The organism is Nitratifractor sp., from assembly GCF_015487065.1.
In the GTDB taxonomy this organism is placed as follows: Bacteria; Campylobacterota; Campylobacteria; order Campylobacterales; family Sulfurovaceae; genus Nitratifractor.
Map to the genome: position 1 here is coordinate 1 of NZ_WFQN01000138.1, position 12,667 is coordinate 12,667.

The window sequence follows — 12,667 nt, forward strand, 5'->3', positions numbered from 1 at the left end:
CCAGGACCTTGCCCCGCTCTTTGAGCCGGTAGATCTCCAGAATCGTTCCCTTTTTCTGCGACTGCACCGTCTCGGGGCGCGCCTGAACCATATAGAGGTGACCGTCTTCGCCGTCCTTGGCCCACTCCATATCCATCGGTTTGTCGTGGCCCGCTTTTTGGGAGTAGTGTTTTTCGACTTTGATAGCGTAGTCGGCCAGGACCATCACGTCGTCGTCGGTGATGGCGAAGCGGCTGCGCTCCTCTTCGCTTGTCGGAACGTTTTTGGTGTATTCGACGGCGATATTGTCGGTGTTGAGGGTGTCGGTGAAGACCATCTTCTTCTCTTTGGTCCCCAGGCGACGCTTCAGCACCGCACGATAGCCCTTCTCGAAGGTCGGTTTGTGGACGTAGAAGCTGTCGGGATCGATGGTGCCTTGCACCACGTTCTCCCCCAGACCCAAAGCAGCGTTGATGAAGACGACGTCACGGAAGCCCGTCTCGGTATCGAGGCTGAACATCACCCCGCTGGCACCGATATCGGAGCGGACCATCTTCATCACGACGACGCTCAGATAGACTTTGGCCCAGTCGAAGTGGTTGTCGTGCTTGTAGTGGAGGCTGCGGTCGGTGAAGTTACTGGCCAGGCAGCGGCGATAGGCGTCTATGAGGGCGTCGTCGCCTTTGATGTTGAGGTAGGTGTCGTTCTGTCCGGCGAAAGAGGCTTCGGGACTGTCTTCGGCGGTGGCGGAGGAACGAACCGCCAGGCTCACTTTGTCACCGTACTCTTCCTGAAGTTTGCGGTACCCCTCGATGATCTCTTTTTGCAAATCTTCGGGTACCGGGGCTTCCTGGATCAGCTTGCGACAGGCTGCCCCGGCTTTTTGCAATGCCGTCACATCGTCGTAGTCCAGCCCATCCAGGATCTCATGGAGTTTGGACTCCAAACCGTTGGCCTCTATAAAGTGACGATAGGCCGTGGCCGTCACGGCATAGCCGTGGGGAACCCGCACTCCTTCCTGCGTCAGATTGCGATACATCTCCCCTAGCGATGCGTTTTTACCCCCCACTTCCGGGACATCCTCGATGCCGATCTCTTCGAACCATTTGACGAACTGACTCATCGTTAATCCTTTCTAGTTAATGCTCTTTGACTTAATGGTATCACCAATGATTAAACGGAAACGTGACCTATGTCACTTTTCAATGATATTTTTTCGGTTATAATCTTTGTACTTGCCTCCATGGGATAAAGATAAAATACAATGGATGATTCCTGAAAGGAAAGATATGGCTCGTTGGAATTACCGGGAAATCGAGTACGATGCGATCGATGTCCCCAAAGTCAAAGAGAACGATTTTCTCTTCAAAGTGGTTGCCATCGCCTCCTTTATCGAGATCACGTCCGATCTCTACGAAAAGAACCTGGCTGAGTTCTACGCCGGCGACGAACCGATCGTCTCCTGGCTGGAGAGCACCTGGGAACCCGAAGAGATTCAGCACGGCAGAGCGCTGCGCAAATATGTCCGAACCGTCTGGCCCGATTTCGACTGGGACAAGGCCTACAAAGGGTTCCGCCAAGAGTACGGCAAACTCTGTACCCTCGACGAATTCCAGCCTACCCGGGCCCGGGAGATGCTGGCGCGGATGGTGGTGGAGACCGGAACCTCCACCCTCTACCGGGCCATGACCGACTATGCCAAGTCCATTGACGAACCGATCCTGGCCGAAATCGCCCACAATATCCACAAAGACGAAGTCTATCATTACGAAGAGTTCGACAAAGGATTCGAAAAGTACAATCAGGAAGAACATCTGGGCCGCACCGATATCACCAAAGTGATCTATGCCCGGCTCAAAGAGGCCAGCGACGAAGATATCTTCATCGCCCACAAATATATCGCCCCCGGCGAGGATTTCGAACACTTCAAAGCCCGGACCAAAACCTTCGCCAAAGAGTTCTACCCCTACAAGATGGCGGTCAAGATGCTGATGCACCCTCTGCATCTGCATCGTCACGTGGAAAACGCCACCGCTTCCACGATCCAGGGGGCCCTGCGGGTTCTCGGTATCTGAAATGCTCCACGCTCTCACGACACTGCTGATACAGTTCGCCGACAGCATGGGCTATTTCGGCGTCTATTGCTATATGCTGCTGGTCGGCACCTTCATCCCGGTTCCCAGTGAGATCCTCCTGATCCCTGCCGGCTATCTCGCTTCCCTGGGAGAGAAGAGCTTCGCTCTGCTTCTTGTCTCGGGAGCCCTGGGAAGCCTCAGCGGCGCGTTGATCAATTATGCCCTCGCCCGCTATCTCGTCCACCGTTTTTTCAAAGAGAAACCCATCATCAAAAAGGTCAGCCTCTTTTTTCGCCTTCACGGAAAGATCTCGGTCTTTCTCGCTCCCCTGACGCCGGGGCTTGGCCAATACATCTCGATCCCTGCCGGACTCTCCCATATGCGACTGCGCGATTTCATCCCCCTCACCTTCACCGCCAATCTCATCTGGGTCGGTTTCATGCTGCTGATCGGCTATATCTTCGGTGAAGGCCAGGCCGCCCACAAAAGTGCCGCCTGGTTTTCACTGATTTTGCTGGGATTCGTCATTGTTTCCGTTTCGGTCTATGTCTGGAGAGAGATGCGCAAAGCCAAGCTCGAAACGGCATAGAATCGGACACACCACACGCTCGTCCTGAACTCGATTAATGACGAATGTCGCACCTCCAATCTCGTGGAATCGTAATCCCACACTACACCCTTCCGCTATCAAATGGCACTTCCGCTAAGACGCCAGTCCCTCGCGTTTTCTTTTTCTTTGCTTCGTTTCGTTTTTCTTTGTCGCGCGAACAAAGAAAAACAAATGAAGAAATAAACAAGACTCTAGACTAGCAAAAGTTACGGTAAAAAAAGAGAGAGGTAGAGCGGGCGATCGTTGCCCACTCCCGGAAAAGAAGGTTTATTGGGAAATTGCCGCTTTTTTCAGGTCGGCTTCCACCTCTTTGCCGAAGTCCGAAGCTTTCATTTTCGCTTCAAACTTATCTTTGTCCCGGGTCTCTTCTACTTTGGCTTTGGCTGAAGGAATCCCCATGGTCTCTTTGGGATTTTTCATCACTTTGGCCTCTTCAGTTGCAACCGTGTCTCTCATATCAGAGTAGATTTTGCCGATCAACTTGCTGAAGCTCTCTTTCAGATGAGTGTAGAGCTTTTCAACCATATTTTTGCCTTTGATCTCTTTCTCCAGGGCGTTGATCTGGTCATACAGATCTTTGTAGGCGGCGCTGCGTTTGTCGGTATAGCCAAAATAGTAAGCTTTCTGCAATTCCGCTTTGGCGGCTTCGAGGAGTTTGGTCGCCTCCTCTTTTTTGGATTTGTCCAGTGCGGCTGCCTGACGGACAAAGTCCTGGGCAGCCAGGAGAGGAATGGGGATCACGGTCTTGACGGTGACGATGGTATTGAACGCTTGGGCCATCACGCCGAGAGCCACATCCGTTTTCCCTTTTTTCAACGCCTCCAGCGCCTTTTTGGTCGCGGTGGGATAGAGTTCCATGGGCAGATAGGAGGTGAGCACATCCATCTCATCTTTCAGCGGTCTCAACAGTTCTCTTGCGGCCTGAGTCCGATAGTATTTCAGCAATTCTCTCGCTCCATCGACGACCCGTTTGGCATCCTGCGGCGTAATGATGACGTCATTGACCAGAATCATCTCATCCACCGGTACAAATTTGAGTTGAGGATTTTTCTTCAGTGCGGTCGTAAAGAGCTTATCCGCCTCCTCCAAATATTTCTGCGCCGCTTTGGTGTCTTTCTGACCGATAGCATGAACAGCGCGCACCGTATCGCCAAAAGCGTCGAGAACCTCTTTGGGAGGCTTGGGCGTCGCGGCATGATGAGCTTTGATCGCCGCCGGGATAAAGGAGCGAGCCGCTTTCTTCTGCATGCTGTAGTAACTGGCGCCAGCCACTTCGTTATGCAGTACCGGTTTTCCGTGAGTGTTCGCCGAAGCGGCATTCCCCGCCTGGAGTCCCGTTCCCACCACCATCGCTGCGGCGGCTGAAATCATCATCTTTTTCATTGTTTCTCCTTTAGTGAGCTTGGATAAATATAGTATATGCCACTTGGATTAACTGATATTAAATAACAGCAGTAAAGATTCTTTATCTTTACTGATCGTCTTTTTCTTCGATCCCATTCTTTTCACCTTTGGCCAAAAGCGGTGTATTGTAAGTTTCGTGCCAATGGAGGATATGTTTCCAGGCTTCAGCTGCGTTGTCTGCGAAATGGAAGATTTCCAGATCTTCCCGGGCGATCACCCCTTCCTCCGCCAGGAAATCGAAATCGACGGCTTTGCTCCAGTAGGAGCGACCGACCAATACCACCGGAATCGGATCGTTTTTGCGGGTCTGGATCAGGGTCAGAGTTTCAAAGAGTTCATCAAAGGTGCCGAATCCTCCGGGATAGACCACCAGTGCTTTCGCACGATTGAGGAAATGGAGCTTGCGAATGGCGAAATAGTGGAACTGGAAGCAGAGCTCCGGCGTGATGTAGGGGTTGGGGAACTGCTCGTGGGGAAGATGGATATTGAGCCCGACCGTCTTGGCCCCTACGTCGTAAGCACCCCGGTTGGCCGCCTCCATGATCCCCGGTCCTCCGCCGGTCATGATCACCACCCGGCTGTCTTCGGGCCCTTTCCCGCTGCGGCTGACATAGCGACCGAACATCCGGGCATCGTCGTAGTAGATACTCTTTTCCAGCATCCGTTCCGCCACATAGAGCTCCCGCATCAGCGTCTCATCCTCGGGGTGTTCCTTGACTTTTTTCTGGATCGCTTCCAGATTCGCCATAGCGGTTTTGCGCTCCCGGATCCTGGCACTGCCGAAAACGACAATGGTATGTTTGATCCCTGCTTTTGCCATCTGCAATTCAGCTTTGAGATAATCCAGCTCCAGCCTGATTCCTCGCGTATCATAAGACTGGAGGAAGTCCACATCTTCCTCCGCCAGGCGGTAGGTGGGGCTTTGCATGATCTTTTGGATCAGTTGCTGAGCATGGGGGTCTTCCGCCTTGGGTTTGGGATGTTCCCAGGGAAGCTCCGTATTTTCGATGGGGAGTTTTTTCTTCATTGTTTTCCTTTCCAGTTTGGTTTCAATTCAAGTTCCCTTATATTCGCCGTCATTCAAGGCTCGATCCGGAGTCCAGGGGGTTGCATCCTGTTGATGCCCTGGACTCCGGGTCGAGTTAAGGACGACAGGGATTGCGTCATTCCGGGCTTGACCCGGAATCCAGGGTTTGAAATGTTCTATAAGCCCTGGGTCCTGAATCAAGTTCAGGACGACGGAACTCAATCCGACAGACATTCGTAGGGTGGTGCCCTTCGGGCCCACCGTCCATAAGAAACGGACCTCTGAAAAATTCCCTTTATCTCGGACTCGATCCGGTGTCCAGGGCTAAGAATACCTATAACACTCTGGGTCCTGAAACAAGTTCAGGACGACGTAATACGGTCTCTTCCACCATTTCCAAACTCTATATTACCAATCCGTATCCGATCGTCACAATTCCAAGCACACTGATCCACAACGCCGAACGCCAGGTGACCCTCCCCCCGAACCAAAGGGCATAGGCCGCCTTGAGAAGGTTGTTGCTCCCGGCGGCGATGATAATCGCCGAAACGATCTCATGCAGTGAAACGGCATATTTCCCCGTCAGGATCGAAAGGACAAAAGGATCGATATCGGTAAATCCCACGAGAAACGACAGGGCCTTCAGCCCGCCGCTGCCGTAGTGACGGGTGACATATTCGGTAATCACCATCATCAGGACGAAGAGAAAGGCGAACAAAAATGCCGTGCGAAGCTCCAACGGGTTGCGATCGACGAAATCGGGACGCTGCTGAGCGCGTCTCCCCCGCCGGATGTAAAAAACGGCAAAGAGAAAGCCCAGAGCCGCCAGGAGGATAAAAGGCAAAATCAGCCGCATACCCACCGTATGGTTGAAAATCAGCGCCACGACGATGAGCCGCAGATACATCATCGACGTCGCCGCGATGATAGAAGCATCGATCAGGGGATTCTCGCCCATCGCACGGGCCTTGCGGGCCAAAACCACGGTGGTGGCGGTGGAGGAGTAGGTGCCGCCGATGATTCCGGTGAGGAAATAGCCCCGATTGGGAAAGAAGTATTTCTGGGCCAGATAGCCGCCGTAACTGATCCCCGAGATCACCACCACTGCCAGCCAGATCTTGAAGGGTGAGAGCGGGATATAGGGAATGACGTTGCGGTCGGGCAGAATCGGCAGAATCACCGCCGAAAGCAGCACCATCTTCCCCAGTGTCTCAAACTCGTAGGTGTTGAAATCGGTGGAGAAACGCTGGATCATCGACTGGGCGTTGAGGAGAAAGACCGTCAGGACAAAAAGCAGCGCCGACATCCAGATGGGAAAACGCTCCGTCAACGGCCCGAAGCTGTAAACAGAGAGCATCACCAGATAGAGCAGGATACTGTGGCGATTCTCCTGAACTTTACGATAATAGAAGATTGCATAGAGCAGCGTCAGCCCGACCAGGAGTGTCGTATAAAGGATCAGACGCTCCGGGTCGAGGCGGTAGAAGATATAGCCCAGAATGGCGACGAAGGTATAGGTCCGCGCCGTACCGAAGAAATCTTTGGGTTTGTCGGGCCGAAAATGCTCCCGATAGCTGCGGATCTCCAATCCGATGAGGAAACCGAAGGTGACCGTCAGAATGAAATGAACCAGTTCGGGAGAGAGAATCATGGTGCGATGAGCCCTTTATCGTAACAGACCGGATCGAATTCGCAAACGACGTCGTTGTCATAGATGAGCAGTTTCTCGTCTTTTTCGGGATACTCCACCTGGGAGAGGAAGTGTTTGATGGCGTTGATCCGGGCGGTCTTTTTGTCGTCGCTGTGAATGATATGCCAGGGAGCGAAGACGAAGGAGGTTTTTTCGAACATCTTGTCCCGGTATTTGGAGTACTTTTTCCAGAGCTTCTGGGCCTGCATGTCGATCGGGCTCAGTTTCCACTGTTTCAGCGGATCCTTTTTGCGTGCCTCGAGGCGGCGCTTCTGCTCCTCTTTGGAGATGTCGAGGTAGTATTTGATGAAGATCATGCCGCTATGCACCAGCATCTGCTCGAAGCTCCCCACCTCTTCCATAAAGGAGCGGTACTCCTCCTCGGTGCAAAAACCCATCACCGGCTCGACCCCGGCGCGGTTGTACCAGCTGCGGTTGAAAAAGACGATCTCCCCGCCGCTGGGCAGATGCGGAACGTAGCGCTGGAAATACCAGGATTTTTTGTCCCGGTCGCTGGGCTTGCCCAGGGCCACGACCCGCGCCTCCCGGGGACTCAGGTGCTCCCGGAAGCGCTTGATGGTCCCGTCTTTGCCCGCCGCGTCACGCCCCTCGAAAATCACGCAGACCTTCAGATCCTTTTCGATGACGTGGCGCTGGAACTTCACCAGCTGCACCTGCAGATTGTAGAGCTGCTTTTTGTATTCTTTCTTTTTCATCTTCGTCCTTTCCTCACCGATCAAATCTCGTTTACCCCAATGACCAATAACGCGGGGTTCCCCCCGCCTTTTAGATCACATCACTATGATATTTTTTCCGATAATAGCGCAGAACCGCCATCTTCACCACATCGTTGAAAACGAACCAGGTCAGAGCGTAGGCCCACATCGAGAGCGCCCAAGCCCAGCCGATAGGCTGCATCAAGCCGAAACCGTAAACGGCGATAATCGTACCCGCCACCCGGCTGAAGAAGGTGGCGTTAAAAAGGGTCCAAGAGGGCCAGGGGCGTTTCCAGAACCAGTCGTCGATCCGGGTGTTGTAGATGGTGCCGTGTCCGGCGATGACCAGTTTGGCAAAAAAGGCCGACTGGACAAACTCCAGCGGTACATGCATTACTGAAATCAAAATCCAGAAAAGAGTAAAGGAAGAGAGTACTCCCGCCAACCCCAGCCAACTGGCCAGGACGAAGATCTCTTTCATATCCCAACGCACCGGTTTTTCCCGCACCTTCGTGTTGTCGTAAGCGATCGTCATAATCGGGATGTCGTTGAGCAGGGCCAGAACGATAATCATGATCGCCGTAATGGGATAGAAATCGTAGATGACGATGGCCAGCGTCATGAAGATGATAATCCGGATCGTCTCGGCGATCCGGAAGATCGTGTAGCTCTTCATTCGTTCGAAGATTTTACGCGCCTCTTTGATGGCATCCACGATCACCCGCAGACCCGGCGCCATCAGCACGATGGCCGCCGCGGCTCTGGCGGCGTCGGTCGCCCCGCTGACGGCGATACCGCAGTCGGCCTTTTTGAGTGCAGGCGCGTCGTTGACCCCGTCGCCGGTCATTCCCACGATATGATCGGCCTTTTGCAGCTCGTCCACGATGAAATATTTGTCTTCGGGGAAGACCTGGGCGAAGCCGTTGGCCGATTCAATGGCGGCGATGATCTCACTCTCATGCTTCTTGACAGTCCCCTTGGGGATCGGCATATTGTAGAGCTCGCGCTTCACCTTTTTCATGATGGACTCAACCTGCTTCGCCACCTCTGCATCGGTGGCGTCGGGATGCATCTGCTCGGCGATGGCTTTAGCCAGGACTTTGGAGAGATAGAGATACTCTTCGATCGATTCTCCCTTGAGCTCCCGCACATCTTTGATGTTCTCACCGATCCCCAGAATGGAAGCGATATATTTAGCCACGGCGATGTTGTCGCCGGTGACCATCTTGACCTCGACCCCCTTGGCCTTGGCTTCGGCGATCGCTTCTTTGCTGTCGGGTCGCGGCGGGTCAAAGAGCGGAATGAGTCCGACGAAGTGATAGAGATCCTCTTCACAGCGGCGATAGGCGACCCCCAGAGTCCGGAAGCCCTTCTCGGCGAAAGCTTCTACCTGGGCGTAGGCCGTCTTTTTGTCGAACTCCTTCTCGTCACACTGTTCGATGATCACCTGAGGTGCCCCTTTGGTATAGACCATGCACTCTTTTTCTTTGTAGAGCCCTTCAGTGCGTTTATGCACCGGATCGAAGGGAAGAAACTTGCTCAGGGTGTGTTTGGCCAGTTCCTGGCGAAGTTTGTGGGAGTCGATATATTCGAAGATCGGTTTCTCGATGGGATCGTTGTTTTCCTCTTTGCTGGCGAATGCCGCATAGAGCATCAAAGTATCGGCGTCATATTTCTCCACGACATAGGGATCGGCCAGGCTCATCCGATTTTGTGTCAGCGTCCCGGTCTTGTCGGAACAGAGCACGTCCATCCCCGCCATCTCTTCGATAGAAGCGAGCTTGCTGACGATTGCCTGCTTGGCTGCCAGGACACGAGCTCCGATCGCCATGGTGACCGTCAGGACCGCCGGCATCGCTACCGGAATCGCCGAAATGGTCAAGACCAGTGCAAAGATCAGCAGATCGACGGTGGGCTGATGGGTTCGCAATCCATGCCAGATGATAATGGCGATCATCACCAGTGTGACGTAGATGAGGAAGTTACCTACCTTGATGACCATTTGCTGGAAGTGGCTGCGCTCTTCACGCTCCGCTTTGGCCACCAGACCGACGGTTTTGCCGAAATAGGTATGCTTGCCGGTTGCCGTGATCTGAGCGATCATCTCTCCCTGTTTGATGATGGCATTGGCATAGAGATCGTCTCCGGCTTTTTTGTCCACCGGCAGCGATTCACCCGTCAAAGCCGACTGATCGACGAGCAGAAACTCCCCGCCTCCCAGAAGCTTGGCGTCGGCAGGGACAATATCGCCGATCTTGACCTTGACGATATCCCCGGGTACAAGCAACTTGGCATCGACCTCCTGCCATTTGCCGTCGCGCAGTACCAAAGCTTTGCGCGCCAACTTTTTTTTCAGAACCGCAATGGCATTGAGGGCCTTGGATTCCTGATAAAAATCGACAATGGCATTGACCAGGAGCAAGACCATGATAATGGTAAAATCTTCCCAACGATGGGCAATAGCCGAGAGGATCGCCGCCACCTCGATCATCCAGGGAATCGGTCCCCAAAAACGGCGAAAAAGCCTATGCCACCAGGTCTCTTCTTTCTCTTCGATCGCATTGGGTCCATATTGTTGCAATCGCTTTTGGGCCTCCTCGCTGCTGAGACCTTTGGCGGTAAGCTGATCTGTTGTCGGAGATTGAGGCTGCTGACTTTCAGGGGAAGCATCTTTGGGGAGGTTCTTTTTTTCTTCTATTTTTCCTTTTTCTCCGGAATGGATCGAAGCATCGGCGTTTCCGGCCGTTGATTGTGGTGTGTTCGCCATGTCGTTCGGAGAAGTTTCGGCAGTGTTTTTCATCTCTTCATTGTTTTCCCGATCGGTAGTAGGAAGAGACTCTTTTGTCTTTTTATTTTTATTTCTCATTTTCCACTCCTTTACAGCATCCCATGCATTATCAGATCAAAATAGACCCATCGCAACAGGTGAAGATCCACTTCCCACCAAATCCATCGCGGAACCGTCGGATCGAGGGGGAAGGTGGGAGAAGGTCCCTTGCGGTCATATTCGATCAGCATCTCCCGTCCGAAACGGGGCTTGAAAGGTGCGGCGGTATAACCGGTATAACGGGTACTCAGCTTGCGCCCTTCCAACGCATTGGCCACGTTATCCTGTATGACGATCGCCATATCTCGAGTCGCCGCTCCGCTCTTGGCCGGTAGAGCCGCCACGTCTCCCAAAGCGAAAACATTGGGATAGCGTTTGTGCTGCAACGTCACCGGATCGACTTCGACAAAACCTTTCCGCACCCCCTCGGCGAGGGCCAGTTTGGAAGAGGCGACCGGATCCGGGGCCTTGATCGGCGGAGCGACATGCAGAAAGTCGTACCGTAAGGAGCTTTCACCGTTTTTGTCTTGAAGCGTCGCCGTTTTCTTGGCTGGATCAACCTGTTTCAGTTGGGTATCGAATAGAATTTTGAGACGTTTTTCCTTCCGGAGAATCTTTTGCACCGCAGCATCGAAGGCTTTGGAGGCGATGAGGTGGTCGTTGCCTACGGCGAGGGTTAACGAAATCCTGTCGCTCACATCCGGCCCTTGACCGGGACCTTTGCCCCGCAGGATCTCCAAGCCCAGCATGAGGATATCCAGCGTGGCGTTTTCCGCTTTGACATCTCCTTGAGGGATTGTAAAGAGGATCGTCTGTTCTTTCGCCTGGGCCGCCTGAGCGATCTGCTCAAACCATTGGCGCACCTGTTCTCCGCCGGCGACCTTCCCACTGTCGATATCATTGAGATAGACGCTGGCGATTCCGTTTCGGCCGAAATCGTCGATGCTCAGCCCCTCGATCGAAGCGAAATCGTGTTCGGCCCCAGCGGCGACGACCAAAACATCATAAGGGATCTCACCCTTCTTTTCGGTCATGATGCTGTTGTGGTCGGGATCGAAAGCCGTTACCCGATCTTGAAGCCATTCGACCCCGTCGGGGATGAGCTTGGAGGTATCACGCCGATTGTCCGCCTGCGTATAGAGCCCGGCAGCCACGAAGACCTGACCACTCTGATAGAGATGGACGTCATTGGGGGCGACAACGGTGATCTTGGCCTTGGGAGCGGCACGGCGAAGACGGGCCGCCGCATCGATCCCCCCCGTCCCGGCCCCGACGATGAGGATCTTTGCCGCTTTGTTGCTTATGGCGGCCGTGAGTTTGCTTTCAGCCGCTTCCGCACTCTGGGAGGCAGCCAAACTCAACAGAGGGACAACCGCCGTTCCTTTGAGAAAATCCCGCCGGGAGAGCGGTGAGTTTTTGAACGTTTTTTCAGATGAGATCTCCATGATATCTCCTCCCATTGTTTATTTTTGGATTATATCCCGATCCTCACCAAAACATATGCAATCTAGATTGCATCTATCTCAGTCTAGAGAATAATCTTTTCCCTGTTCGACGATAACGGCCTTTTTATCCATTTTCTTCTTCATCACCTTCTGAAGCACCAGCTGCTTCTCCAACTCCCCGTGGACCAGATAGACGTCTCCGAGTCGCTTGATGGCTTTCATCCAGTCGATGAGCTCGTCCTGATCGGCGTGGGCCGAAAAACCGTTGATGGTATGGATCGAGGCCCTCACACGGATATCCTCATGATAGATCTTGATCCATTTGGCCCCTTCGACAATTTCGCGGCCGATGGTCCCCTCCGCCTGATAGCCGACGAAGATCACGGCATTGCGTTTGTTCCAGATATGGTGTTTGAAGTGGTGTAGGATCCGCCCGCCGGTGCACATACCGCTGCCGGCGATGATGATGGCGCCGCGGCCTACGTCGTTGATCCGTTTGGAGTCTTCGACCTCCGGGGTAAAGATGAGCCCGGGGAATTGAAAGACTTCGCCGTCTTCCTTGTAGAACTTCTGACAGCGGGGGCTGAGCTGATCGGCATATTTGTTGAAAACATTGGTGGCCCGAATCCCCATGGGGGTATCAAGAAAAACCTTGCAGTAGGGAAGCTCTTTGTCCTTATGCATCTGTTTCAGTACACAGAGCAGATCCTGGGTCCGTTCGATGGCGAAACTGGGGATGATGACGTTGCCCCGGTTGAGGAGCGTATCGATGACCACCTTTTTGAACTCTTCGATACTCTTTTTGAGGGGGCGGTGGTCCCGGTCGCCGTAGGTCGACTCGATGACCAGACTGTCGGCGATCTTGGCCCGTTCGGTGAAGGGCATGACCACTTC

The 12,667-nt window shown here is 53.5% G+C and carries 10 protein-coding genes; 2 read left to right on the forward strand and 8 right to left on the reverse strand.

The window, feature by feature from the left end; all coding sequences use genetic code 11:
- A partial coding sequence (locus tag F8I07_RS07500; RefSeq protein ID WP_292657850.1) for a PEP/pyruvate-binding domain-containing protein occupies positions 1-1,102 on the reverse strand: 1,102 nt, incomplete at its 3' end.
- Positions 1,103-1,268: 166 nt separating this feature from the next.
- Between F8I07_RS07500 and F8I07_RS07505 the strand changes: the two genes are divergently transcribed.
- The gene (locus F8I07_RS07505) at positions 1,269-2,054 is read left to right on the forward strand and encodes a ferritin-like domain-containing protein (RefSeq protein ID WP_292657853.1); all 786 of its coding nucleotides are present in this window, start codon (positions 1,269-1,271) and stop codon (positions 2,052-2,054) included.
- A gap of 1 nt (position 2,055) precedes the next feature.
- Complete coding sequence (locus tag F8I07_RS07510) at positions 2,056-2,643, forward strand: DedA family protein (RefSeq protein ID WP_292657856.1); 588 nt, start codon at positions 2,056-2,058, stop codon at positions 2,641-2,643.
- A 288-nt stretch (positions 2,644-2,931) separates the two neighbouring features.
- On the opposite strand, the gene F8I07_RS07515 is transcribed toward F8I07_RS07510, so the two are convergent.
- The 7 genes from F8I07_RS07515 to F8I07_RS07545 all read right to left on the reverse strand — a co-directional run.
- A complete protein-coding gene (locus tag F8I07_RS07515; protein ID WP_292657859.1) occupies positions 2,932-4,047 on the reverse strand; it encodes a YfdX family protein in 1,116 nt (371 codons plus the stop codon).
- An 88-nt stretch (positions 4,048-4,135) separates the two neighbouring features.
- Positions 4,136-5,095 carry a TIGR00730 family Rossman fold protein gene (locus tag F8I07_RS07520; protein ID WP_292657862.1) on the reverse strand — a complete coding sequence of 320 codons (960 nt, stop codon included), beginning with the start codon at positions 5,093-5,095 and terminating at the stop codon, positions 4,136-4,138.
- Between the two features lie 403 nt (positions 5,096-5,498).
- Positions 5,499-6,746: a DUF4010 domain-containing protein gene (locus F8I07_RS07525; RefSeq protein ID WP_292657865.1), complete on the reverse strand. Its 1,248-nt coding sequence runs from the start codon at positions 6,744-6,746 to the stop codon at positions 5,499-5,501.
- Positions 6,743-7,501: a polyphosphate kinase 2 gene (ppk2, locus tag F8I07_RS07530; protein WP_292657868.1), complete on the reverse strand. Its 759-nt coding sequence runs from the start codon at positions 7,499-7,501 to the stop codon at positions 6,743-6,745. The genes F8I07_RS07525 and ppk2 overlap by 4 nt, the downstream gene beginning before the upstream one ends.
- Before the next feature lie 70 nt (positions 7,502-7,571).
- Positions 7,572-10,367 carry a plasma-membrane proton-efflux P-type ATPase gene (locus F8I07_RS07535; RefSeq protein ID WP_292657872.1) on the reverse strand — a complete coding sequence of 932 codons (2,796 nt, stop codon included), beginning with the start codon at positions 10,365-10,367 and terminating at the stop codon, positions 7,572-7,574.
- 11 nt (positions 10,368-10,378) lie between these two features.
- Positions 10,379-11,773 (reverse strand): FAD-dependent oxidoreductase, encoded by a 1,395-nt coding sequence (locus tag F8I07_RS07540; protein ID WP_292657875.1) that lies wholly within the window; start codon positions 11,771-11,773, stop codon positions 10,379-10,381.
- A 78-nt stretch (positions 11,774-11,851) separates the two neighbouring features.
- On the reverse strand, positions 11,852-12,667 hold an 816-nt coding region (locus tag F8I07_RS07545), incomplete at its 5' end, for an MBL fold metallo-hydrolase (protein ID WP_292657878.1).